Raw genomic sequence first — 21,832 nt, forward strand, 5'->3', positions numbered from 1 at the left:
GACAAAGCCCCTGCTTATCACAGAGACTTGTTCCTCGATTTCCGAATTAAGATGAACTTGCCATCAACCCCGTTGAGTTATGCAAGTTTGGCGGCGATTTTCGCCACATGAGCGCCCTGGAACCTAGCGGCTTCCAGTTCAACCTGAGACGGCATGCGCGATCCGTCGCCATCGGTGATCGTCGAAGCTCCATAAGGAGATCCACCCTTCACCTCTTCGACACCCATTTGCCCCTGAAACGCGTATGGCAAGCCTACAACCACCATACCATGGTGAAGCAGCGTTGGTATGAAGCTGAGTATGGTCGATTCCTGTCCGCCGTGTTGGGTCCCGGAAGATGTAAATACCGAGCCTACTTTACCAACGAGCTTACCTTGCGCCCATAGACCACCAGTCTGGTCCCAGAAATTACGCATCTGCGAGGCGACTGTTCCAAAGCGCGTACCCGCGCCAACGATGATGGCGTCGTACTCAACCAGTTCCTGGACGGATGCGATCGGGGCTTCCTGGTCAAGTTTGAAATGAGAGGCTTTTGCCACGTCATCAGGAACGAGCTCCGGAACTCTCTTCACAACAGCTTCTGAACCTGCCGAGCGAATACCCTCAGCTACTGCGTAAGCCATCGTTTCAATATGGCCATATGCGGAATAATAAAGAACCAAAACCTTCGACATTGGATTTCCTTTTAAATTGGTAGCGATCAGCGAGGATACAGCACTTTCTGACGATTTATAGCGCTTAAATAGAAACACAGCGTTCAATATTTCATACTCGACGGTTTAGTTAATAATTTCTATACTGGTGAGTATGTTAATTTTTTGAGGACGCCATGCCTGACATAATAGTGCTCATTCTGGAAAATCCCGTCACATTGATTGTCGCCAGAATTCTTCTAACGCTTCTCTTCTGGATGGCTGGGTTATTCGGGATGTTTAACTTCCCCCTGGTGCTAAAGGAGATGGAAGACGCGGGGCTTAGGTTTCCAAGGACCTGCGCAGTCGCGATGATCATCTGCCAATTGCTCGGATCAGCCTTGATTATCACAAATGTCTATGGTCTAGGATGGCTTGGAGCCGGTGCGCTGGGTGTCTTCACGCTATTGTCAATTCCTCTCGGACATCCATTCTGGAAGTTCGAGGAGCCCAAAAAGACGCATGAGTTCCAGATCGCACTTGAGCATGTGACCGTTGTGGGCGGTTTGCTGATGGCCGCGATACTCTCCTATTAACGGGATAAAAGCTGGAAATGAAACGCAGTATGAGCAAGCCCAACAGGCAAAGAGGTCGTCCAAAAGACCAGACGAAGCTCACGGCTTTGTTGAATGCTGCGCGTGATTTGTTTCTGGCAAAGGGCCTTGATGTTACGCTTGACGAAATAGCTGGGCTTGCGAATGTATCAAAGGCAACCATTTATTCTCACGTGGCGAGCAAGGAAGACCTCATCGAGGCCGTAATCCGACGAGAGTCGGACCGTACCATCACAGATGAGGAATTCCGAGCTGCCCAAAACCTTCCGATCAAGGAAGCTTTGCTTGCCTTCGGATTGCGCTATGTCAATTTCATCAACGGACGCGAGCTTTATGGATGGGACAGGTTGATTGCCTCTGCATCGGCCGCCCATCCTGAACTTCCTCGCAGGTTTTTTGATATTGGTCCGGGGCGTGGGCAGGAACTGCTTACAAACATTATAGCAAAAGCGTGCTCCCGAAATGAACTATTAGCCATAGAACCTGCAGTCGCTGCGGACAATTTGGCAGGTCTGTGGCTGGGATTTGTCAACCTCGAGATCAAGCTCGGAGTGCGTGAACCGTTGAGTAAGGAAGAGATCAGTCTAAGGGTGTCACACGGCGTCGAGCTGTTTCTCAAACTTTACGGGAACGCGGGCGCAATTGAGCGCTTTTCAGCATTTAAAGTCTGATCACATAGTCCTTACGCGTTGTTTCAATCACTTCCCATGTCCCTTTGAAGCCCGGACGGATAACGAAGAGGTCGCCAGCGATGACTTCGCGGCTCTCCCCGCCCTCTTCTGTGACAATCGAGCGGCCAGACAGGATATAGCAATATTCCCACTCATCATATTCGATGCGCCATTTTCCCGGCGAGCTTTCCCATATGCCGGCAAAGAGTTTACCATCGGCACTTTCCTCGAAATTCCACGTCAGAAATCGCGGATCGCCCAAAAGAACGCGCTCCGGCAACGGAGCGCTTTCTTCTGGTTCCACACCATCAATATCAAAGCTGAGGAACCGGCTCATCGCATCAGACCTTGGCAAGCGCCTGTTCGATATCAGCGATAATATCATCGGCGTCTTCAATACCAATCGACAGACGAACAACATCCGGGCCAGCACCGGCGGCCACTTTCTGCTCGTCCGTCAACTGACGGTGCGTTGTGGAAGCCGGGTGAATAACCAGCGAACGTGTGTCGCCAATATTGGCCAGAAGTGAAAACAGCTCCAGACTATCGACAAACTTGACGCCAGCTTCATAACCGCTCTTGAGGCCAAAGGTAAAAACAGAACCCGCGCCCTTCGGCGAATATTTTTGTGCAAGTGCGTGATACTTGTCATGCGGGAGTCCTGCATAATTCACCCAGGACACTTTGTCATGGCCATGCAGCCATGTAGCGACCTTCAATGCATTATCCGAATGACGCTGCATACGCAGTGGCAGCGTTTCAACGCCTGTCAGGATCTGGAAGGCATTGAATGGAGAAATGGCCGGGCCGAAATCGCGCAGACCCAGAACGCGCGCGGCAATCGCAAAAGAGATATTGCCAAAGGTCTTATGCAATTCAAGACCTGCATAATCGGGACGCGGTTCGGTCAGAAGCGGATAATTGCCCGACTTGGCCCAATCGAATGTACCGGCATCCACCAGAATACCGCCCATCGAATTGCCATGGCCGCCAATGAACTTGGTCAGCGAATGCACGACAATATCTGCGCCATGTTCAATCGGGCGCACAAGATAAGGTGAAGCCAGCGTATTATCGACAATCAGTGGCAGACCATGCTTGTGGGCGATTTCCGCAATCGCTTCAATGTCAACGACGATACCACCCGGATTGGCGAAGCTTTCAATAAAGATTGCACGCGTGCGATCATCAATCTGCTTTGCGAAATCGGCAGGATTGGTTGCGTCAGCCCAGCGAACCTGCCAGCCGAATGACTTAAATGATTGGCCAAACTGATTGATTGAGCCACCGTAAAGTTGGCGCGCGGCAACAAAATTGTCACCCGGCTGAAGCAGGGTGTGAAACACTAATAGCTGCGCAGCATGTCCCGAAGCGGTTGCAACTGCCGCTGTGCCGCCTTCAAGCGCTGCAATTCGCTCTTCCAGAACCGCTGTGGTCGGGTTTGTGATGCGCGTGTAAATATTGCCAAACGCCTGAAGACCAAACAAAGATGCTGCATGATCGGCATCATCGAACACAAAGGACGTTGTTTGATAGATCGGCGTGGCACGCGCACCGGTGGTTGGATCAGGCTTTGCACCTGCATGAACGGCGAGTGTTTCAATACCGGGTGAGCGCTTAGACATGAGTTCCTCCTGACAGCCTATGCCAAATAATATGACCGGACGTTAGGCTTTGCTTGAAAGAAAGCAAAGGAAGAATTTGCGCTAAGCGACACAAATACAGAAATTAATTCCGTGGTTTAGGATTAACCAATGAGGCGCGGATATTCGATCGCAGGGCAGCGATCCATGACGACTTTTATACCAGCAGCCTGAGCCTTCTTTGCTGCTTCTTCATGCACCACATCAAGCTGCGTCCAAAGAACGGTTGGCCGATGCTTCAGAGACATCATTTCATCCACAATACCGGGGAGCGCTTCCGACGCGCGAAACACATCCACCATGTCAACCGGTTCGTTGATGTCGGCAAGCTCTGCTACGACTTGCTGCCCGTGGATGGTTTTCCCCACCTGCCCCGGATTAACCGGAATGACGTGATAGCCACGGTTCAGCAGAAACTTCATGACGCCATTGCTTGGCCGCTCGGGCTTTGGGGACGCACCCAGCAACGCAATCGTTTTGACGGACTGAAGAATATCACGAATTTCGTTATCTGAAGATATCTGCATAGCGCGCCTCCAATATCATTCCGGCGTTTATTGTAAGCATACAGAAACACAGGCTTGCAAGAGCAGCCACACTCCCCCTATTCATTATTATAAGGGAGAGAAGATGAGCGACACCACCACATACCAAACGGACTTCAGTCCCGTCATGAGCATTGAAGATTTACAGGCTTTCATGAAGCGCGAATTTCCGCAGCTTGATGAAAGTTTTAAGATCTTCGCGGTCAATGAGGGTGCTGCGACCATGCACCTGCACGCCAATGATCAGCACTTGCGTCCCGGCGGCACTGTTTCCGGCCCCTCTCTCTTTGCTCTCGCAGATGTGGCGGCTTATGCAGCGATATTGGCGCATATCGGACCTGTAGCGCTGGCAGTGACCACAAACCTTAACATCAATTTTCTGCGCAAAGCCGATCCGGGCACTGTGCAAGCCGTGGCGCGAATTCTGAAGCTCGGCAAGCGTTTGGCTGTTCTGGATGTAAGCCTTACAAGCGGTGAAACAAATGACCTCATTGCCCATGCAACGGCAACTTATTCCATTCCACCACGGTAAAAAGATAGGGTATTATAATACCTAATGCATAAGTCATTGATTTTAATTGATTTTTACGAAAGCCACGCAAAAGAAGCTCTTGACGGCCAGCTAAAACCTGTGTATCGACCCGCCCAGCACATATGGGAGTCTACTTTCATATGCTGTTACGGTTGACGGTCATTACGACTGGTAAGACCAACACAAGCAACAAGAAAAGCCCGGATCGCAAGATCAGGGATTAAGTCAAGGAAGACTTCAATGGCAACTTTTTCTCAGAAGCCAGCCGAAGTGGTGAAGAAGTGGATTCTGATCGACGCAGAAGGTCTCGTCGTCGGTCGTCTCGCATCGCTCGTCGCCAATCGCCTGCGCGGTAAGCACAAAGCAACTTTCACCCCGCACGTTGACGATGGCGACAATGTCATCATCATCAATGCCGACAAGGTTGTTCTGACCGGCAAGAAGTACACCGACAAGGTTTACTACTGGCACACTGGTCACCCAGGTGGCATCAAGGAGCGTACTGCTCGCCAGATTCTCGAAGGCCGTTTCCCGGAACGCGTTCTTGAAAAGGCTATCGAGCGCATGATCCCACGTGGTCCGCTCGGCCGTCGCCAGATGAAGAACCTGCGCGTTTATGCAGGTGCAGAACATCAGCATGAAGCTCAGCAGCCCGAAGTCCTCGACGTCGCAGCGCTGAACCGCAAGAACAAAGGGAATGCATAATCATGGCTGAGCAGCTCAACTCGCTCGAAGAACTCGGCAGCATCGCATCTGCATCTGCAGAAGCCGCTCCGGTTCACGTCCAGAAGATCGACGCTCAGGGCCGCGCTTATGCTACCGGCAAGCGTAAAGACGCGATCGCTCGCGTCTGGGTCAAGCCAGGCTCTGGCAAGATCACAGTCAATGGCAAAGAATTCGCCGCATATTTCGCACGTCCGGTTCTGCAGATGATTTTGCAGCAGCCAATCGTTGCGTCAAACCGCGCTGGTCAGTTCGATGTCATCGCTACCGTTGTTGGTGGTGGTCTTTCCGGTCAGGCCGGTGCTGTTCGTCACGGCATTTCCAAGGCACTCACCTACTACGAACCAGGCCTTCGCACGGTTCTCAAGAAGGGTGGCTTCCTTACCCGTGACAGCCGCGTTGTTGAACGTAAGAAGTACGGTAAGGCTAAGGCTCGCCGTAGCTTCCAGTTCTCGAAGCGTTAATATTTATCGCTTTGGAATTACAGAAAAGCGGGCCTTCGGGTCCGCTTTTTTGCTATTGGTCGCCCGAATATAAAACTGGAATCAGTCAATGTCTTCGCAGCGCTTCGCCAACACACCCCAACCTCCCTACTTCGTTGTTTCATTCTCGTCGCAGCGTTTTCGCGATGATGATGGTTACGGCGAAATGGCCGACCGCATGGTCGAGCTTGCCGCACAGCAGTCCGGATATCTGGGTATTGAAAGTGCGCGCGATATGGAAGGCTTTGGCATCACCAACTCATTCTGGGCTGATGATGACAGCATCCGCGCATGGAAACGCGACGTCGATCATCTTGTGGCGCAAAAGCTGGGCCGTCAGAAGTGGTACGAAACTTATTGCGTTCGTATTGCCCGTGTAGAACGTGCTTACGGGTTTGAAGCGAAAACCGCATAAAGCAATCTCCCCTTTTGCCTCGTGAAGCGCTAAGAGAGTTGAGATGCCATACGGGAGCCGGCTATGCCCTCTAAAACGATTGACCATGCTTTTACCGCTCGCAGCCTGACAAGCGCTGCCACCGACCCCACCCATGCGGGTGTGCTGTCGTTTATGCGGCGTCTTTACAGCAAGTCGCTAAAAGGTGCCGAAGCTGTTGTCTGGGGCATTCCCTTCGATGCGGCGGTCTCCAATCGCCCCGGTGCGCGCTTTGGTCCGCAGGCCATCCGGCGTGCGTCAGCGATTTTCGACAATGATCCGCAACATCCTTTTGAACGCGACCTGTTCGAAAATCTTGCTGTTATCGACTATGGCGACTGCCTGCTCGATTACGGCAATCATTACAAAACACCCGCAACGATTGAGCGGGAAGCCGCGAAAATCCTCAAATCCGATGCGTTTTTGCTCACCCTTGGCGGTGATCATTTTATCACCTGGCCGCTACTCAAGGCCCATGCAGCAAAATATGGTCCGCTGGCGCTCGTTCAGTTCGATGCGCATCAAGATACGTGGTTTGACGATGGCAAACGCATCGATCACGGCTCTTTCGTCGCGCGTGCCGTTCGTGACGGAATTATCGATCCGGACCTTTCGATCCAAATCGGCATACGCACACATGCGCCAGAAGATTGCGGTATCAAGATCATCTATGGCCACGAAGTCGAGGATATGTCGGCGCAGGCTATTGCCGATGAAATTCTCAAGCGCACCGCTGGCAAGAAGACTTATCTGACTTTCGACATTGATTGTCTTGATCCGGCCTTTGCGCCCGGAACCGGCACACCTGTTGCGGGTGGCCCGTCTTCGGCAAAGATGCTTTCCGTACTTCGCAAGCTCACGGCACTTGATTTTGTGGGTGCAGATGTTGTTGAGGTTGCACCGGCTTATGATCATGCTGATATAACGGCAATCGCAGGAGCGACCATTGCAATGTATTATCTTGGGCTTCTGGCTGAACAAAAGGCACGACAACGATAAACAAAGCTCAGAAACTGATTCAAGAAGCTCTAAAATCGATTCCGAATATTGGCGTAACTTACTGAAATCTAAAGGCAAAGCGCATGAAACCGAAAATCTTCATCGACGGCGAACACGGCACAACCGGCCTGCAAATCCGCAGCCGCCTTGCCGAACGCGACGATCTTGAAGTGATTTCCATCCCGGAAGCCGAGCGACGCAACAAGGATTTGCGCGCCGACTATCTGCGTGCTGCCGATATTGCGATCCTCTGCCTGCCGGATGATGCTTCAAAAGAAGCTGTTGCGCTGCTTGAAGGTCATAACTCGACGCGTGTCATTGATACCTCGACTGCGCATCGTATCCATGCCGACTGGGCCTATGGCTTTGCAGAGCTTGCAAAAGGACAGCGTGAACGCATTGCAGAAGCCCGTCTTGTCGCCAATCCCGGCTGCTATCCAACCGGTGCAATTGCGCTGGTGCGTCCATTGCGCGATGCGGGTCTGCTGGCGGCCGACTACCCGATCAGCGTCAACGCGGTTTCCGGCTATACGGGCGGCGGCAAACAGATGATCGCGCAGATGGAAGACAAGAGCCATCCAGAGCATCTGACGGCCAATAACTTCCTTTATGGCTTATCCTTGCACCACAAGCATGTGCCGGAACTTCAGTTGCATAGTCGTCTGGATCGTCGTCCGATTTTCAGCCCAAGCGTTGGCCGTTTTCCGCAGGGTATGATCGTTCAGGTTCCACTGTTCGTGACAGAGCTTGAAGGCAAGCCATCGCTTAAGGATATTCATGCGGCTTTGAGCGCACATTATGCCGGTCAGGATATTGTGGACGTGGTTTCGCTTGAAGAAAGCAGCAGGCTTTCACGTATCGATGCGGAAGAGCTTGCGGGCCAGGACGGTATGAAGCTGTTCGTGTTCGGCACCGAAGGCGACAATCAGGTCAATCTCGTGGCACTGCTTGACAATCTTGGCAAGGGTGCATCGGGTGCAGCCGTTCAGAACATGAACCTGATGCTCGGCAAATAATCCGAACATGAAATGAAAAGCCCGGCTTTAATTTAAGCCGGGCTTTTTTTATTCCTGATACGCACCCTTGGTTGCGCGCCAATGAGCAACAGCAAAGGCCAATACCATAAGTGCGACGAACTGGTGCGTCAGCCCCAGATCAAGCGGGACACTCATCAGAAGCGTTACAATACCAATCGCGGCCTGCACCAGAATGAGGCCCAGCAAAACGATTGCGCGGCGGGCATGCGTGGTTCCGGCTGCATTTTTCCAGACTTGAACCAAGTGCAGAATGGCAAGGACCACAACCGTATATGCAAACATACGATGCACAAACTGGACGGTCTTTGGATTTTCAAACAGATTGATCCACCATGGTGACTGAATAAACAAGTCTGACGGAATGATCGAACCATCCATCAATGGCCATGTGTTGTAGGTCAGACCGGCATGGAGGCCAGCAACCAGACCGCCCAGATAAATCTGCACCAAGACGGCAAAGACAAGCCATCCGGCAAAGCACTGGATCGCCCGCTTGGCCGGGCGTTCGGTATATTTTGCCAGACCGCGCGCGATATAAAACACGGCTGTGATGATGATACAGGCGGTTGTCAGATGGATTGCAAGGCGATACTGGCTCACACTGGTGCGCTCGCTTAAGCCCGATGCCACCATCCACCAGCCAATCGCGCCCTGAAAGCCGCCCAATGCGAGTAGACCGAGCATACGATATTTCAGCGTGGTATTAAGGCGTCCAGTCAGCCAGAAAAATGCGAGTGGAATGGCAACCAGAAAGCCCACGAAGCGCGCAAGCATACGATGTGCCCATTCCCACCAGAAAATGGACTGAAAGGCTTCCAGTGACATGCCCTTGTTGATCTGCTGATATTGCGGAATCTGGCGATATTTATCGAATTCCTCCAGCCATTCTGCATGATTGAGCGGTGGAATAACGCCATGAATGGGTTTCCATTCGGTGATCGACAGACCCGAGCCAGTCATGCGGGTTGCACCGCCAACCATGACAATCGCAATCAGCACGACGAAAACCGCATAAAGCCAATAACGGATCAGCCTGCGATTGTTCTCATCGCTTTGTCGAACGGAAACTGCCGTCATGCCATCTCATCCTTAAATTTCAGATCAGGGATACATGCCGCATAGGCGATAGCGTTACAAGACAAGTTCTCGCGACATGCCGACGCGTTTTCGCTTCCTTTGCACCTGCTCACGAGCTAGTGATGACAAATAAAGAGGAGAATGACATGCCCGTTCGGCTGAAAAAACTCATAGGCACGTTTCTGCTGGTCGCCCTTGTGATCGTCTATGCAGTTTTTGCAACAATCATCGCCGTCGCGCAGCTCGCAGAGTCACCCGCGTGGGTTCATCTGCTCTATTTCCTGTTCACAGGCGTTCTCTGGGTGGTGCCTGCCATGGGGATCATCTGGTGGATGGCGCAGCCCCCACGGCCAAAGCGCCATTGATTGATAACCGGGACGAAAAAGCAGCCTTCGGCACCGAAAATGCGGCTATACGAAGGAATAATGCGATCTTGGCGTGAAATCAGGTTCGGGAGGCCGCATCCCAATATCTGAGCCGACTGCCTGACGAGAATTATCCATCATAATAATCACATCCTCATAGCCATCCTGATCCATATCAAGGGCTGCGATAATCACGCTGTTATCGTCCGGTTCGACAACATTCATGATGACCACTGCCGGACCATCGGCTATGCGGCGTATCTGGTGTGATGTGGATGGGCCACATTCAATCACCACAAAATCATAGACCGTTTCGAGTGCGTCCAGAATATATGGCAGCCGATCTGCGGACCGCATGGCGTTTTCCGGCCTGACCCTGCCAAGCGGCATGATATGCGCCTGAGAATAATGATCCGCATGGATGACATCGTTGAAGCGGCACTCACCGGCAAGAAGCTCGGTAATTCCAGCGCGATTGTTGCCATCAAGCATAACCAGACCAAGCGTGCCATGGGCGGTCATATCGATCAGAATCGCGCGTTTGCCGCGATCCGCAATTTCTCGCACAAGTTTCACCGTTGCAGCCGATGCATTGTCACCTTCGGGTGAAACAGCGATAACACGCTTCAACGTGCCTGCCATAAGGCGATCGGCAACGAATTTCACACTATGTGGATTTTCATCCGCGATAACCGAAGTGCCTGACATGAGAGGCGAAGTCCATCGCTGCACTGGCTGATCCTCCGAAGCAGGAGCAAACGCCATGCCGGTTGCAACCGCAATCACCGGCATGGCAACTTCTTCGACCGTTGCAAAACGACGCTCATCGGCGCTCACCCGAGCACGGGCGTTCAACACTTCACGAAACAGAACGAAGGCCGAGAGCAAAAGCAGCCCCGCAACAAAGGTTACGCTGACAATCGGTAAGGTTTTGGGAGTGTAAGGCGCGGCAGGCACATCAGCGCGGGCTAATATCCGAGCATATGGCGAGGCACCATTGCTGCGCGCGTGTGACGCGGCTTCGCGATAGCGCGTCTGATAGGTTTCAAGAAGCTGACGCTGGGTGGCCGCTTCAAGCTCAAGAGCGCGACGTTCCACTTTCTGCGTCCCGGCTTGCGTTTCCTGCGCCCTAAGCCGATTTAACGTAGCTGTGAGTTCATCTTCATGCAGTTTTGCGGCATTTATCTCATCGTTGAGGCTTGCAAGCAGTTTGCGTTCTTCCGCCTTGATCTGATGCTCAACATCAACAAGCTGCGATCTCAGGGCTTTAATACGTGGATGCTCCTCGAGCAGCGTCAAAGAGAGATCAGCAATCTGTGAATTGAGTTCAATACGACGTTCTGCCAGTCGTTGCATCGTGCCCGACGTAACATCAACAGGCAAAGCATCACCATCAACCCCGGACGCAATCGCCTGACGCACAGCCTCGGCGCGTGCTTCCAATGCCGCGCGATCAGCGCGCAAACGTGTGAGTTGGCTTCTCACTTCTACGATTTTCTCGGGCGCAATCGAACTGTTGGCCTGCGCTGCCAGCGGCATTTTTGCAGTCCGATAAGCCGCAATCTTTGCTTCTGAAGCGTGGACCTTGCCGCGCAAGCCCTCAATCTCCTGCGCAAGCCAACCCCTTGCGTCATCATAGGATTCGAGCCTTGCTGTATCATGCAGCGCGATATATGCCTCAGCTACAGCGTTGGCGATCTCTGCGGCTTTGTTTGCATTTGAAGACGCATATTGCACAATGATCGCACTTGATCCGGTATCGCTGAAAACCTGCAAGTTCTGACGCAGCTTTTGCAAAACACGTTCGTCCGGCAACTGGTCAGCCGGATCATCGTGCATGCCAAGAAGAATCAACACGCGTGTCCAAGGCTTTATATTTGTTGCGGTAAATGCCGCTTCTTCAGCAAGATTGAGCCTGTCAGAGACCTGTTTGAGCAAGGCACCGGAAGTGAGAACCTCGACCTGAGTTTTCATCCCTTCCGAATCCATGAGCGGCCGCTTGGTCGTTGTTTCACCATTAAGACGCGCAACCCCCGGCTCGCGTGATTCAATCAGGATACGGGCTTGAGCGCGGTAGTCAGGCACAATGAGAAAGCAAACAATCCACGCCAGAATGGCAAGAGCGATCGCACCACCAAAAATCAACAGCCAATTGCGGCGCAAGCTCGCAAAAAGCGCACCAATATCAATGTCTATATGTTTCGACAGGCCATCAATCAGGGACATTTCGGTACTCCGCCCGATACCCGTCTTTGCAGTATCGCGCAATCATCCTCGCCTATTCACAGGAATGAGGCCTATTTCTTTTCTAAAAGTAAACGAACAAGGTAACCAGAGCGTTAAACCGCGAGGTTAGTGGTCTCTGTTTGTAGGCATGTCCTTAATCTGAAACCGGCTCCCGTTTTTGGCAGTTATGCTTTGGAATTCCCCCTGCTTACGACAAGTTTTTTTCACCACAAGTGAGGTTCTTTACCAGCCATTAACCCTAATCAATCGATAACATCATTCACAGCATTTGGATCTTTTGACCCGAATCTGTGATGGGGCAATGCTTTTCGGAAGAAACCGAGGCGAAAATGACGATGCAGAAAACTCATAGAAAGCGCGGAGGCCAAATGGCTCTTGTTGCGCTCGGCCTTGCGGCAATGATGCTTTCCGCATGTTCAAGCTATCGCCCTGCCCCGCCCGCCTTTCATGCCGCGCTAACCGAACCCTATCTGCTCAATGCCGGTGATCGTGTGCGCATTACAGTGTTTGAACAAGCAAGCCTGACCAATAATTACAGTGTCGATCAGTCCGGTTATATCGCATTTCCGCTTGTTGGCAGCATTCCGGCGAGCGGCAAGACCGTCAAGCAGCTTGAAGGAATTATCGCGTCAAAACTGCGCGGTGGTTATTTGCGCGATCCTGATGTGAGCGTTGAAGTTGACCGCTATCGTCCGATCTTCATCATGGGTGAAGTGGGCGGCTCGGGCCAATATTCCTACGTCCCGGGGATGACGGTGCAAAAGGCAATTGCGGCGGCGGGCGGTTTTTCGCCACGCGCCAATCAGGAAAATGTCGATATCACCCGCACAATCAACGAAAAGGTTATTACGGGGCGCGTGTTGATCACTGATCCGGTCCTGCCCGGCGACACAATTTATGTGCGCGAGCGTCTGTTCTGATGGCGATCAATGTCTGATGACGCACGTTTGCCGATCACCCACTGTTTTCGCAAATCCGCGGGTCGCTTGCTCCGCCGTGGCTGCGATCTCATCGACAAACAGCAATATATCGGCATCGGTGACGTTAGAGCCGCCGACAAAGCCCATCGCATCATCAAGAAATTGCAGTCGGACACCCTGCACGGACGAGGCGCCCAAGGCGGCGTTTTTACCTGCCTGTCCGGCTCAGCTCTACGGGTTTTTAAGTCTCGCGTAGCCCGTATCCATTCACCGCTAGGCGGTCGCCTGCACTTCGACAAAAAACGCCGTAGCCCAGCTGCGTTTTTAATCGAAAAATTGCTGGCATCGCCATGTGGTCGCCCATTCTATAGAATTGGTTTACCGTCTGGCACGATCCTGACACTCTCAGAGCGATCGTGCATTTTTAATCAGTATTTCCTTAGGATTTACGGCTAAATATGCGCAGGCGCTTGGGACCGTGGGAGCAAAACTTTGCGGAATACTGATATGACTTCTCCAGTTGATCCGGAAAAAAACAAGCCCGATCAGCAGGACCGTTCCGGGTCGCAGGAACAGGTCGAGCTCAATCCTATGGCGCGCCAGATGGCTGAGCAATATGCGCGTGACCCACTGTCTCCGAGCATGTTCAGCGGTGTCATACGTCTTATTGAATTCGCGATCATTCTTATAACAGGTATCGTCAGTCTTGCTTCCTATGTCAGCTTCAGCACGCCGCATATCGCCTATTATTTCCTCGTTATGATCGTCAGCGGCGCACTGTTTGTGCTGCTTATGGAAATGAACAATGGATACCAGATCCATATTCTGCGTAGTCCAAGCCGCCATCTGAAACGGGTTTTCATGACATGGGCGACAATATTGGGGCTTGTGGCCGTTACGGGCTTCCTGTTCAAGGTTTCTTCCGACTTCTCGCGTGCGTGGTTCCTGATCTGGGCGCTGAGTGGGCTGATTATCCTCATGATCTCGCGCCTGTTCGTCTCATGGCGTATTCGCCGCTGGGCGCGCAACGGCATTATGGAGCGGCGCGCAGTCATTGTCGGTGGTGGCCCCAATGCCGAAGCGCTGATCCGTTCGCTGGAACAACAAGCCGATAATGATATCCGTATTTGCGGCATTTTTGATGACCGCGATGACAAGCGATCCCCGCCGGTGGTTGCAGGCTATCCCAAGCTTGGCAATATCAAGGAATTAATCGAATTTGCACGTATAGCTCATATCGACATGCTTATTGTGTCGCTGCCTATCAGCGCTGAAGAGCGCATTCTTACGATCCTGAACAAGCTCTGGGTTCTGCCCGTCGATATACGCTTGTCGGCGCTCAACAGTCACATCCGGTTTCGACCGCGCGCCTATTCCTATATTGGCACCGTGCCGATGCTCGATATTTTCGACAAGCCGATCAATGACTGGGATTCGGTCGCCAAGCGCATTTTTGATATCGTATTCAGCCTGCTTGGCATTATCTTTCTTTCTCCCATCATGCTTGCAACAGCGATTTCCATCAAGCTGGACAGCAAAGGCCCCGTGCTTTTCAAGCAAAAGCGCCATGGCTTTAACAATGAAATTATCAATGTCTGGAAATTCCGCTCAATGTATACTGAGCAAACCGATGCGACTGCACGCAATGCTGTGAGCAGAAACGATCCGCGCGTAACGCGGGTGGGTAGATTTATTCGCAAGGCATCCATTGATGAATTACCGCAGTTCTTCAATTCACTGTCCGGTTCGCTATCACTTGTCGGCCCGCGTCCGCATGCGGTCGCAGCGCATTCGCACAATGTGCTTTTTAATGAAGTTGTCGATGGGTATTTCGCCCGTCATCGTGTGAAACCGGGCGTAACAGGCTGGGCACAGATCAATGGCTGGCGCGGTGAAATCGACAATGAAGACAAGATCAGGATGCGCACAGAATTTGATCTCTACTACATCGAAAACTGGTCCCTCTGGTTCGATCTGAAAATCCTGTTTCTCACACCGGTCAGACTTCTCAATACGGAAAATGCCTATTGAGCGCGGCAATTAGAGCATTTCCTGTTTGGATTAAGCCATTGGAAATGCTCTAATTATTTGTCTGTTTTCACGCATTATCCCGCGCAAAACCGCTTCGCACTTTTGCTGGAAATGCTCTATTACCGGCGCCGTGGGCGCGCTATATCATGGGCAAATCAGGAAAACTTACTGAATTCTATAACGAAATCACGAACACCGGAGGCCAGAAACTGCACGGCTACACAAGTCAGCAGAAAGCCCATAATTTTCGTTACAGCCTGCATCCCATGCTCACCTAACGCTTTCTCAATCCAGCTTGCAGATGAGAGGGCGACATATGCAATGCCAACGACAATAGCGATGCCAATGGCGATGATAATGTATCCCAGAACGTTATGATCCGTCGGAACCTGAGATGAAAAACTCATCACGACAGCAATTGAGCCCGGACCTGCAAGGCTCGGCATTGCCAGAGGTGAAAACGAGTAATCCAGATCAGCTTTCTTAATATCGACCGGAGCCGCATCCACTTCGGATGATGTGTCCTCGCCTGAAAAAATCATGCGAAGCGCCAGGATCATGATGATAATGCCACCCGCGACACGAATCCCCGGCATAGATATGCTAAAAAGCGAGATAATTCCGTTCCCCAGCAGCATGAACACGATAAGGATCGAAAATGCATAAATGCAGGCTTTTCGTGCTTGCGCTCGCTTATTCTCTGCACTCATTCGCTTTGTCAGCGACATATATATCGGAATTGTCGTCAGAGGATTCATAATAGGCAGCAAGCCAATCACGACAATCGATACATATTTTATGATTTCAACCAATAAGCTCATTTAAGAAGCCTTACATATAAACCGTTTATTGAACAGCGAATTGATGAATTTTTATAACAAGATAGCCATCAATGACATCCGCCATTTTTCGATTTTATTGTGAGCACACAAGTATGATTGAAACACACATGAAAATAAGTTCTAATTACGTTGTTTCAAAAAGCAGGAAATTTTTAAAGTCAGTCTTTAAAAAGAAAGCCAAATATACTTCATCAAAAGGATCGTTAAACACCCCCTTTGCACGATCCTCATCAATTGCATAAAAGTTAAACTGCCCCTGTTACGACAGGGGCATTTTTATTCAACCCGACCGAAGATCAGACTAAGACATACTTGCATTATTAAAGGAAAATGGTCGGAGCGGCGGGATTCGAACCCACGACCCCTTGACCCCCAGTCGGGTAGGCGTTTCAAATAAATAAATAAAAACAATTAATTACACAGACCCAGTTTACTTTTTCGTAATATCACGGCCTAAAACAATCAATATGTTACGTGTCAAGCTGTAAACCAAAAAGGGGCCTCAACTCCCCTTCTTCTGCCCTGAGTCTATCCTTTGAAGGATATCGCGGAAATCTTCACTTCTGTACATGATGTGGAAAGTAATCCGGTGGCATTTCGTTAACTATCAACGGCGCTTTCGCCCTTAGCAATCCAGTGTTGCACAATTGCACTAGCATTCTCATGGCTAAAACGCTTGATTGCAGACTGACTAAAATTTAGGCTAAGGGGTATAAAATGCGTATCATACTAGCAGTTGCAGCCAGCGCAATGCTTTCATCAGCTGCTTTTGCAGCCGATGCTATTGTATATGAAGAGCCAGCTGCTGTTGTCGTTGCTGAACCAACTTTCAGCTGGAGCGGCGTATACGTCGGTGCACACGCCGGTTATGGCTGGGGTAAAACTGAGGATGTTTACAATCCTGTAGCGCCTGAAAAGAAACTGCATGGTGGATTTGGTGGTGTTCAGGCTGGCTATAATTGGCAGCTTGATAACAACGTAGTGCTTGGCGCTGAAGCTGATGTATCTTTCGGCTCTATTAAAAGAAACTGGTACGACAACGCGCAGTACAGCACTTATTACACCAAGGATAAGATTGGTACGCACGGTACCGTTCGCGCCCGCCTCGGCTACGCAGCGGACCGCTTCTTGCCATATGTCACAGGTGGTGTCGCATGGGCTGATCTGAAACATTCAGTCGGCTGTTCTGATAAGAACGGTTTAGACCCGATCCTATTCCCTGCGGGTAGCACTTCTTGCCGTTCTGGAACCGCTCGTCCTAACTTCGAAAATTCGTCATCAAAGGTTTCGGTTGGTTATAGCATCGGCGCTGGCGTCGAATATGCTGTGACAAACAACTGGACACTTAAGACGGAATATCTGTATTCCAACTATGGCAAGAAGACCGTCACTATTACTGACCCGAACTTTCCGAATGCATCGGGTGAACGCCGGTTCAAAACAGATGTTAGTGAAATTCGTGTTGGTGTGAACTACAAGTTCTAAACATTTTTAGAAAAACATCAGAAGCCGCCCAGTCCATTCGGGCGGCTTTTTTTGTTGACTGCATTCAAAAAGACTTCAAACCACCACCGACGACGAAGGCAACAAAGGCTGCGACTAGTCCGCCAATAATCATCCAGTTGATGCGAGATAGCGAAGACAAGATGCTTTTTACCGAGCCTTCCAGCCCCGAAAAGCGCGTATCAATGCGCGCTTCCATCGCCACCCATCTTTCATCATTACGAGCGCTTTCTATCTCTCGCTGACGCTGCCAAGTCTCTAGCGTGGCAAGCCGCTGATTAGTGGTCTGTGTCGCTTGTTCCAGCCCGACGACGCGGGCGCGAAGGTCTGCTTCTGTCTCTGGCATTGGTGAACTCACTGACCCTTGCCCCTCTTATTTCGCATCATGCTTTGCGCATTCGTCTTTCGACCAGACGCCACCGGCGCAGCCTCGGACGATTGTGCGGTCGATCTTTCGCTGATCCGCGTCAGTTGCGCCGCGCGCGCCGAGCAAATCAGTTCCAAGAACGCTACGGACGCCGCTCACATTTGCCGGTCCTGAATGTCCACACCCCGCCAGCGTCAATGCACTCATCATAATTGAGCACAGCACCAAGGGCTTTCTCAGTCGCTTCATTGTTCTGTCTTTCGATTTTGGTTTCGGTGATTGACTTGCCGTCACGCTTGCCGGCCACATACCCAGCGGCCAGACACAAAAAAACCGCCAGAACAGCGGCGGCGGTCATCTTCAACCAGTTCGGGATTAAGGCCCAGATCATGACCGGGTTTTCCTATAAATGCCCCAGAGAGCTAAACCAACGATGACAGCTGCTATCGCAACGCGAACCCACTGACCGCTTGATAGCTCGTCCTGCTGGTTGGAAATGGTGCTGACAATCTCAGGGATGACAGGGCCAACGGTTGCGGCCGCACCAGCAGCGCCAGCGCCGCCTATAGTCGCCACATCAGTTTTATTCGCCTTTGTGGTGGCTGTGACCGTGTTTGACGATACGAAAGCACCCTTAGCCCATAAACCAGCTTCGGCAGCACGGCGGTTGACAAGGCCCTGCACCTTCTTGCCGCCAGCATTAACCCACTTTGCCAGTTCACCCGGCACCGCATCATAATCACCTTTGTTGAGCTTTTTGAGCAGCGTGGATTTGTGCAGCGCACCAGTGTTGAAGTCGAACGACACAAGGACCGCAAACTGATTGTCAGTCAGAGGCACCTTGACCAGACGCTCAACACGCGCTTCGAACTTTGCAAGATCGGCTTTCAGAATGCGCTCGGCTTCTTTATCGCCTATTGCCATTCCCGGCGTGACCTTTGGAGCGCCTGCCGCGCTTGTGTGGCCGTAGCCAATCGTTAGAACTGAAGCTACATCACGATAAGCCGTTGTTCTGAGGCCTTCCCACTGTTTGATGAGCGAAAGCCCCGCCGCGTTAATGCGTCGTGTCATTGTGTTTTCCTATTTTTGTGAGATGATGGATTGCGCTTTGATGCCCCCGCATCATGCAAAGCGCGGCCTCGGTATGTACCCCCGTGCTGCCGGGGCTTTTCTTTATTTCCTTTCGGCAATAAAAAACCGCCTCAAGGGCGGTGCGGTCGGGTGGGTTGGTGGTGGTGTCAGACAGTGGAATATTCCATCCACACGGCATCTACCTGCCCATCGTTCAAACCAAGGATTGGGATAAGTTGAATAATCAGAGGATGGTCACGCCGGAATGTGCTGGCGAATTCCCATTCAATTTTTGCTTCACTTTTGGCGGGTTCTGGAAGCTGGTTTATCGCTGTATCGACAGCGGCAAGTTTGCTGAGGCTCAATAATCCAAGTCGCAACTGCCTTGCTGAAAGGTTCGGCAGCGGAATGGGAGGCGCTACATATGGGTTTATTGTATTCCCTTCCGCCTCCCAAGCGGCGATCATAACCCGAAAACGATTATTCATATCGTCAGGAACGGTCATCTCCAGGCCGTCGATTATAGCAAGAATCAAACCTGTACTTGTGAATTTCGCACTTTCGACCATGTTAAATCTCCGCGTCGGCTGACCAGTAGAAAGAATAAGTTCCATAACCTGGAGTTGCACCCCAATTTGCTTCTGTACGCATCCCTCTCTTATCAACTGTATTTACTGATCCCTCAGTAACGACACCGGAAACGACCACACTTGAAACGCTCATACTTGGTGTAACTCTTTTTTCTACAACAAAAGGCTGATAAGCTCCTGTACCGTACTGGCTTTGTCCTTTAAATGAAGCTTGACCTATTTCAAAATATCTTTGGCACAACGCCAACTCTTGAGCGTAGTGGCGAGGTGAGAAAGGGTCTTCCTCAAAAGAAGCGTCACCCTCAACTAGAGAAATTCTGCTGAAGGTTAAATCTTGAGAATTAGTATCTCCAACGGGTTTGCCAAAAATAAGAGCGAGAGAATTTGAAGCGCCCAGAGTTTTTCCGACGATAGATGGGTTATCAAAAACCAATCTGTATCTGTCCATAGATTTGGTTAAGACGACTGATTGAATAGGTGAGCTGAAGTCCGGGGACCCGCCTACCCCGTATCTGTGACCAATATAAACGTCTAATACTCTCCCGGCTATAGATGACATGACATCAAATGTAACAGTGATTTTGCCAGCTTTAATAGAAGATAAGTTCTCAATATATTGGGCCATATATAAGCGCTCTGACGATCCACCCAATCTAACGTTAAGAGCACGTCTAAAGTCTGGCAGCGTCAGCGTCGACACTGCTTGCGCGTTAGTGAAATACCATCTGTCAACAAAATACCCCGAGGCAGATACCGAAGGCGCTCTACCGCCTCGCTGATTAATGTCAAATCCTCCGTTTATAAGTTTGTTACGAAAACCGGCTAACGCATCTGCGCCTATATTGGCTATTGCCTGCGCCTTCTGGGCTGTTGTCAAAGTTTGCGGAGCGTAAGAAACAGCAGTTGCTGCGGCTACCGTTTCGAAATCAACATCATAGGCAGTGTTGCTTTTCTTGACCAGAACTTGTCCTACCGCCCCACCGGATGGCATAAGTCGATTATCTCCGGGCTGTATGGCTGTGTCGGCCTTCTCACCCTGTGCGATCGTAGCCTTTCCGTTTAGCGCGGCCTGTGTCGCGGAACTGATAGGCTTGTTAGCGTCGGAGGTGTTATCGACATTGCCTAGCCCTACATCAGTCTTAGCAAGAGTGACAGCATTACCCGCCTTGCCATTCACCGATTGAACAGCGGTGTCTGATTTTGTGCCTTGTGCTGCCGTGGCAAATGCAGTCGAATTTTGATATGCGGCAGTGCCTAAATCTGCTGGCTGTACCGCTGTATCAGCTTTACCGCCCTGCAAAGCTGTTGCGAATGCCGTTGAATCTTGCGCAGCTGCCGTTCCAAGTGTCGGACGATTGATCAAGTCAGGATAGCTCCCGGAAATGGCAACTGGAGCTAGGTCGCTAGGCTGTACTGCATTATCAGCGTTTTGACCCTGAGAGGCGGTTGCAAAATCTTCAATGTTTTTTGTCGATGCCGTGCCAAGTGCAGCAGGAACTACGGCTTTATCCGTTGAAACTCCGGCCAAAACATCATCTTTGGTCGCCTGCGGGATTTCAAAAGTATGGGTATGATAAGGAACGGCCATTCTTAGCCCTCCAACGTTTCAATACGGGTTTTGAGAGACGCTATTTCATCAGTCAAAGGCTTGACGAGATCAGCGAGTGCGATATGGACAAACCGATTATTGGCAAACAAAACAACGCGGATTTTGCTGGGATCGACTGAACCAGATACCGAGAATGGAAGAACTGTGTCAGCCATGGTGTCACGTCTTAATCGCGTAGAATGCGGATAGGTTCACAGGGCGCGATTCATTGCCGCCCGACGAGGAAGATGTGCCACTGAACGAATGAGAATGATCGCCAGAGTAGGACGTTTGCGCGTTTAAAGATGCGCGCGCAGTTCCATTGCTGTGTGTGATACCGGTTCCGATGCTCTGCCCGCCCACATTAGCGTCAAGATATTCATGGCGATGATTCCCGCCAGATGCTGTCGTTCCAGATACTGAATGACTGTGTGACTGATTTTGATTATCTTGCCAGCTTGCAAATGCTCGACCCCCATCCACGCCCCGCCCGTCATCCCATCCGCGAATAAACACGCCTCGATAATCTGGAAGTGCGAATGTTGTTGATCCATCCCCTGCCCCATATCGCGTTCCAATGGCAGAAAACAGCGCCGCATGGGTCGTTCGTGAGACAGTTTGACCATTACAATACAAATACCCGTTGGGGATTATTGGCGCTGCAAGGCAAATTACAGCACCTGTAGGAACATATTGCTGATCGGTTGGGTTGAGCAGAAACCAGCCGCCTGATCCATCGCCCAAACTCGAACTGTATACGAGGTCGTAAATGCCTCCCATCCTAATCTGACCGGCAACGAGTGGAAGTACTGTCCGACCTCAGCGCCTTTGAGACAAAACTGGTTTAATTAAGAAGAGAGGATTTTCGGCTCATCATAGCTTTATCAAAGGACGCAAAGATGAGACAGAAACCCGTTCCC

At 51.0% G+C, this 21,832-nt stretch carries 28 protein-coding genes and 1 pseudogene; 13 read left to right on the plus strand and 16 right to left on the minus strand.

Annotation, left to right across the window (positions count from 1 at the left end; translation table 11 throughout):
- Positions 1–77: 77 nt before the first annotated feature.
- The gene (wrbA, locus tag ABE530_RS08325) at positions 78–674 is read right to left on the minus strand and encodes an NAD(P)H:quinone oxidoreductase type IV (RefSeq protein WP_499694215.1); all 597 of its coding nucleotides are present in this window, start codon (positions 672–674) and stop codon (positions 78–80) included.
- A gap of 155 nt (positions 675–829) precedes the next feature.
- On the opposite strand from wrbA, the gene ABE530_RS08330 reads away from it, so the two are divergent.
- Together ABE530_RS08330 and ABE530_RS08335 are read left to right on the plus strand one after the other, a co-directional pair.
- The gene (locus tag ABE530_RS08330) at positions 830–1,228 is read left to right on the plus strand and encodes a DoxX family protein (RefSeq protein WP_499694216.1); all 399 of its coding nucleotides are present in this window, start codon (positions 830–832) and stop codon (positions 1,226–1,228) included.
- 29 nt (positions 1,229–1,257) lie between these two features.
- The gene (locus ABE530_RS08335) at positions 1,258–1,917 is read left to right on the plus strand and encodes a TetR/AcrR family transcriptional regulator (RefSeq protein WP_499694217.1); all 660 of its coding nucleotides are present in this window, start codon (positions 1,258–1,260) and stop codon (positions 1,915–1,917) included.
- On the opposite strand, the gene ABE530_RS08340 is transcribed toward ABE530_RS08335, so the two are convergent.
- The 3 genes from ABE530_RS08340 to ABE530_RS08350 all read right to left on the minus strand — a co-directional run bounded on the left by ABE530_RS08340 (position 1,907) and on the right by ABE530_RS08350 (position 4,087).
- Positions 1,907–2,254, minus strand: coding sequence for a cupin domain-containing protein (locus tag ABE530_RS08340; RefSeq protein WP_499694218.1), 348 nt, complete (start codon positions 2,252–2,254; stop codon positions 1,907–1,909). The genes ABE530_RS08335 and ABE530_RS08340 overlap by 11 nt on opposite strands.
- 4 nt (positions 2,255–2,258) lie before the next feature.
- Positions 2,259–3,542: an O-acetylhomoserine aminocarboxypropyltransferase gene (locus ABE530_RS08345; RefSeq protein WP_499694219.1), complete on the minus strand. Its 1,284-nt coding sequence runs from the start codon at positions 3,540–3,542 to the stop codon at positions 2,259–2,261.
- 122 nt (positions 3,543–3,664) lie between these two features.
- Positions 3,665–4,087: a CoA-binding protein gene (locus ABE530_RS08350; RefSeq protein ID WP_265983461.1), complete on the minus strand. Its 423-nt coding sequence runs from the start codon at positions 4,085–4,087 to the stop codon at positions 3,665–3,667.
- 103 nt (positions 4,088–4,190) lie between these two features.
- On the opposite strand from ABE530_RS08350, the gene ABE530_RS08355 reads away from it, so the two are divergent.
- The 6 genes from ABE530_RS08355 to argC all read left to right on the plus strand — a co-directional run bounded on the left by ABE530_RS08355 (position 4,191) and on the right by argC (position 8,290).
- A complete protein-coding gene (locus tag ABE530_RS08355) occupies positions 4,191–4,637 on the plus strand; it encodes a PaaI family thioesterase (RefSeq protein ID WP_265983460.1) in 447 nt (148 codons plus the stop codon).
- A 240-nt stretch (positions 4,638–4,877) separates the two neighbouring features.
- On the plus strand, positions 4,878–5,342 hold the full coding sequence (gene rplM, locus ABE530_RS08360) for a 50S ribosomal protein L13 (RefSeq protein WP_007874511.1): 465 nt from the start codon (positions 4,878–4,880) through the stop codon (positions 5,340–5,342).
- Between the two features lie 2 nt (positions 5,343–5,344).
- Entirely contained in the window at positions 5,345–5,824 is a 480-nt protein-coding gene (rpsI, locus tag ABE530_RS08365) for a 30S ribosomal protein S9 (RefSeq protein ID WP_094506946.1), read from the plus strand.
- A gap of 88 nt (positions 5,825–5,912) precedes the next feature.
- On the plus strand, positions 5,913–6,257 hold the full coding sequence (locus ABE530_RS08370) for an antibiotic biosynthesis monooxygenase family protein (protein ID WP_499694220.1): 345 nt from the start codon (positions 5,913–5,915) through the stop codon (positions 6,255–6,257).
- Between the two features lie 63 nt (positions 6,258–6,320).
- Positions 6,321–7,274: an agmatinase gene (gene speB / locus ABE530_RS08375; protein WP_499694221.1), complete on the plus strand. Its 954-nt coding sequence runs from the start codon at positions 6,321–6,323 to the stop codon at positions 7,272–7,274.
- An 83-nt stretch (positions 7,275–7,357) separates the two neighbouring features.
- Positions 7,358–8,290 carry an N-acetyl-gamma-glutamyl-phosphate reductase gene (gene argC / locus ABE530_RS08380; RefSeq protein WP_499694222.1) on the plus strand — a complete coding sequence of 311 codons (933 nt, stop codon included), beginning with the start codon at positions 7,358–7,360 and terminating at the stop codon, positions 8,288–8,290.
- Positions 8,291–8,338: 48 nt separating this feature from the next.
- On the opposite strand, the gene ABE530_RS08385 is transcribed toward argC, so the two are convergent.
- Entirely contained in the window at positions 8,339–9,388 is a 1,050-nt protein-coding gene (locus ABE530_RS08385) for a COX15/CtaA family protein (RefSeq protein ID WP_499694223.1), read from the minus strand.
- A gap of 146 nt (positions 9,389–9,534) precedes the next feature.
- Here ABE530_RS08385 and ABE530_RS08390 point away from each other — a divergent pair, with 146 nt between their 5' ends.
- On the plus strand, positions 9,535–9,753 hold the full coding sequence (locus tag ABE530_RS08390; protein ID WP_499694224.1) for a DUF2842 domain-containing protein: 219 nt from the start codon (positions 9,535–9,537) through the stop codon (positions 9,751–9,753).
- Positions 9,754–9,798: 45 nt separating this feature from the next.
- Here the strand turns inward: ABE530_RS08390 and ABE530_RS08395 are convergent, their stop codons facing one another.
- Complete coding sequence (locus tag ABE530_RS08395) at positions 9,799–11,979, minus strand: GumC family protein (protein ID WP_499694225.1); 2,181 nt, start codon at positions 11,977–11,979, stop codon at positions 9,799–9,801.
- Positions 11,980–12,335: 356 nt separating this feature from the next.
- Here ABE530_RS08395 and ABE530_RS08400 point away from each other — a divergent pair, with 356 nt between their 5' ends.
- From ABE530_RS08400 to ABE530_RS08410, 3 genes are read left to right on the plus strand one after another with little or no spacing between them, the layout of a single operon-like run.
- Positions 12,336–12,920 (plus strand): polysaccharide biosynthesis/export family protein, encoded by a 585-nt coding sequence (locus ABE530_RS08400; RefSeq protein ID WP_499694226.1) that lies wholly within the window; start codon positions 12,336–12,338, stop codon positions 12,918–12,920.
- Positions 12,921–12,929: 9 nt separating this feature from the next.
- Positions 12,930–13,376, plus strand: coding sequence for a hypothetical protein (locus ABE530_RS08405; protein ID WP_396996943.1), 447 nt, complete (start codon positions 12,930–12,932; stop codon positions 13,374–13,376).
- Between the two features lie 51 nt (positions 13,377–13,427).
- Positions 13,428–14,951 (plus strand): undecaprenyl-phosphate glucose phosphotransferase, encoded by a 1,524-nt coding sequence (locus ABE530_RS08410; RefSeq protein WP_499694227.1) that lies wholly within the window; start codon positions 13,428–13,430, stop codon positions 14,949–14,951.
- A gap of 155 nt (positions 14,952–15,106) precedes the next feature.
- Here the strand turns inward: ABE530_RS08410 and ABE530_RS08415 are convergent, their stop codons facing one another.
- Positions 15,107–15,772 (minus strand): MarC family NAAT transporter, encoded by a 666-nt coding sequence (locus ABE530_RS08415; protein WP_265983443.1) that lies wholly within the window; start codon positions 15,770–15,772, stop codon positions 15,107–15,109.
- A 738-nt stretch (positions 15,773–16,510) separates the two neighbouring features.
- On the opposite strand from ABE530_RS08415, the gene ABE530_RS08420 reads away from it, so the two are divergent.
- A complete protein-coding gene (locus ABE530_RS08420) occupies positions 16,511–17,278 on the plus strand; it encodes an outer membrane protein (protein WP_499694228.1) in 768 nt (255 codons plus the stop codon).
- 64 nt (positions 17,279–17,342) lie between these two features.
- On the opposite strand, the gene ABE530_RS08425 is transcribed toward ABE530_RS08420, so the two are convergent.
- The 9 genes and pseudogenes from ABE530_RS08425 to ABE530_RS08465 all read right to left on the minus strand — a co-directional run.
- Positions 17,343–17,642: a hypothetical protein gene (locus tag ABE530_RS08425; RefSeq protein ID WP_499694229.1), complete on the minus strand. Its 300-nt coding sequence runs from the start codon at positions 17,640–17,642 to the stop codon at positions 17,343–17,345.
- A 27-nt stretch (positions 17,643–17,669) separates the two neighbouring features.
- Entirely contained in the window at positions 17,670–17,912 is a 243-nt protein-coding gene (locus ABE530_RS08430) for a lipoprotein (RefSeq protein ID WP_499694246.1), read from the minus strand.
- A complete protein-coding gene (locus ABE530_RS08435) occupies positions 17,806–18,054 on the minus strand; it encodes a hypothetical protein (protein ID WP_499694230.1) in 249 nt (82 codons plus the stop codon). Before ABE530_RS08435 ends, ABE530_RS08430 begins: the two co-directional genes overlap by 107 nt.
- The gene (locus ABE530_RS08440; RefSeq protein WP_499694231.1) at positions 18,051–18,734 is read right to left on the minus strand and encodes a lysozyme; all 684 of its coding nucleotides are present in this window, start codon (positions 18,732–18,734) and stop codon (positions 18,051–18,053) included. Before ABE530_RS08440 ends, ABE530_RS08435 begins: the two co-directional genes overlap by 4 nt.
- A 167-nt stretch (positions 18,735–18,901) precedes the next feature.
- Entirely contained in the window at positions 18,902–19,303 is a 402-nt protein-coding gene (locus ABE530_RS08445) for a hypothetical protein (RefSeq protein ID WP_499694232.1), read from the minus strand.
- A gap of 1 nt (position 19,304) precedes the next feature.
- Positions 19,305–20,912 carry a hypothetical protein gene (locus ABE530_RS08450; protein ID WP_499694233.1) on the minus strand — a complete coding sequence of 536 codons (1,608 nt, stop codon included), beginning with the start codon at positions 20,910–20,912 and terminating at the stop codon, positions 19,305–19,307.
- A 2-nt stretch (positions 20,913–20,914) separates the two neighbouring features.
- On the minus strand, positions 20,915–21,088 hold the full coding sequence (locus ABE530_RS08455; RefSeq protein WP_499694234.1) for a hypothetical protein: 174 nt from the start codon (positions 21,086–21,088) through the stop codon (positions 20,915–20,917).
- A 123-nt stretch (positions 21,089–21,211) separates the two neighbouring features.
- Positions 21,212–21,478, minus strand: a complete 267-nt coding sequence (locus ABE530_RS08460) for a hypothetical protein (protein ID WP_499694247.1) — start codon at positions 21,476–21,478, stop codon at positions 21,212–21,214.
- Between the two features lies 1 nt (position 21,479).
- Positions 21,480–21,692 (minus strand): annotated as a pseudogene (locus tag ABE530_RS08465) (phage tail protein); the annotation flags it as partial.
- Positions 21,693–21,832 lie beyond the last annotated feature (140 nt).

Source organism: Brucella sp. TWI559 (assembly GCF_039674265.1).
Classification (GTDB): domain Bacteria; phylum Pseudomonadota; class Alphaproteobacteria; order Rhizobiales; family Rhizobiaceae; genus Brucella; species Brucella chromiisoli.

Bases quoted from the DNA above. Each gene is read 5' to 3' on its own strand.
- wrbA (WP_499694215.1), bottom strand. From the start codon at position 674: ATGTCGAAGGTTTTGGTTCTTTATTATTCCGCATATGGCCATATTGAA.
- ABE530_RS08330 (WP_499694216.1), top strand. From the start codon at position 830: ATGCCTGACATAATAGTGCTCATTCTGGAAAATCCCGTCACATTGATT.
- ABE530_RS08335 (WP_499694217.1), top strand. From the start codon at position 1,258: ATGAGCAAGCCCAACAGGCAAAGAGGTCGTCCAAAAGACCAGACGAAG.
- ABE530_RS08340 (WP_499694218.1), bottom strand. From the start codon at position 2,254: ATGAGCCGGTTCCTCAGCTTTGATATTGATGGTGTGGAACCAGAAGAA.
- ABE530_RS08345 (WP_499694219.1), bottom strand. From the start codon at position 3,542: ATGTCTAAGCGCTCACCCGGTATTGAAACACTCGCCGTTCATGCAGGT.
- ABE530_RS08350 (WP_265983461.1), bottom strand. From the start codon at position 4,087: ATGCAGATATCTTCAGATAACGAAATTCGTGATATTCTTCAGTCCGTC.
- ABE530_RS08355 (WP_265983460.1), top strand. From the start codon at position 4,191: ATGAGCGACACCACCACATACCAAACGGACTTCAGTCCCGTCATGAGC.
- rplM (WP_007874511.1), top strand. From the start codon at position 4,878: ATGGCAACTTTTTCTCAGAAGCCAGCCGAAGTGGTGAAGAAGTGGATT.
- rpsI (WP_094506946.1), top strand. From the start codon at position 5,345: ATGGCTGAGCAGCTCAACTCGCTCGAAGAACTCGGCAGCATCGCATCT.
- ABE530_RS08370 (WP_499694220.1), top strand. From the start codon at position 5,913: ATGTCTTCGCAGCGCTTCGCCAACACACCCCAACCTCCCTACTTCGTT.
- speB (WP_499694221.1), top strand. From the start codon at position 6,321: ATGCCCTCTAAAACGATTGACCATGCTTTTACCGCTCGCAGCCTGACA.
- argC (WP_499694222.1), top strand. From the start codon at position 7,358: ATGAAACCGAAAATCTTCATCGACGGCGAACACGGCACAACCGGCCTG.
- ABE530_RS08385 (WP_499694223.1), bottom strand. From the start codon at position 9,388: ATGACGGCAGTTTCCGTTCGACAAAGCGATGAGAACAATCGCAGGCTG.
- ABE530_RS08390 (WP_499694224.1), top strand. From the start codon at position 9,535: ATGCCCGTTCGGCTGAAAAAACTCATAGGCACGTTTCTGCTGGTCGCC.
- ABE530_RS08395 (WP_499694225.1), bottom strand. From the start codon at position 11,979: ATGTCCCTGATTGATGGCCTGTCGAAACATATAGACATTGATATTGGT.
- ABE530_RS08400 (WP_499694226.1), top strand. From the start codon at position 12,336: ATGCAGAAAACTCATAGAAAGCGCGGAGGCCAAATGGCTCTTGTTGCG.
- ABE530_RS08405 (WP_396996943.1), top strand. From the start codon at position 12,930: ATGTCTGATGACGCACGTTTGCCGATCACCCACTGTTTTCGCAAATCC.
- ABE530_RS08410 (WP_499694227.1), top strand. From the start codon at position 13,428: ATGACTTCTCCAGTTGATCCGGAAAAAAACAAGCCCGATCAGCAGGAC.
- ABE530_RS08415 (WP_265983443.1), bottom strand. From the start codon at position 15,772: ATGAGCTTATTGGTTGAAATCATAAAATATGTATCGATTGTCGTGATT.
- ABE530_RS08420 (WP_499694228.1), top strand. From the start codon at position 16,511: ATGCGTATCATACTAGCAGTTGCAGCCAGCGCAATGCTTTCATCAGCT.
- ABE530_RS08425 (WP_499694229.1), bottom strand. From the start codon at position 17,642: ATGCCAGAGACAGAAGCAGACCTTCGCGCCCGCGTCGTCGGGCTGGAA.
- ABE530_RS08430 (WP_499694246.1), bottom strand. From the start codon at position 17,912: ATGAAGCGACTGAGAAAGCCCTTGGTGCTGTGCTCAATTATGATGAGT.
- ABE530_RS08435 (WP_499694230.1), bottom strand. From the start codon at position 18,054: ATGATCTGGGCCTTAATCCCGAACTGGTTGAAGATGACCGCCGCCGCT.
- ABE530_RS08440 (WP_499694231.1), bottom strand. From the start codon at position 18,734: ATGACACGACGCATTAACGCGGCGGGGCTTTCGCTCATCAAACAGTGG.
- ABE530_RS08445 (WP_499694232.1), bottom strand. From the start codon at position 19,303: ATGGTCGAAAGTGCGAAATTCACAAGTACAGGTTTGATTCTTGCTATA.
- ABE530_RS08450 (WP_499694233.1), bottom strand. From the start codon at position 20,912: ATGGCCGTTCCTTATCATACCCATACTTTTGAAATCCCGCAGGCGACC.
- ABE530_RS08455 (WP_499694234.1), bottom strand. From the start codon at position 21,088: ATGGCTGACACAGTTCTTCCATTCTCGGTATCTGGTTCAGTCGATCCC.
- ABE530_RS08460 (WP_499694247.1), bottom strand. From the start codon at position 21,478: ATGGGGCAGGGGATGGATCAACAACATTCGCACTTCCAGATTATCGAG.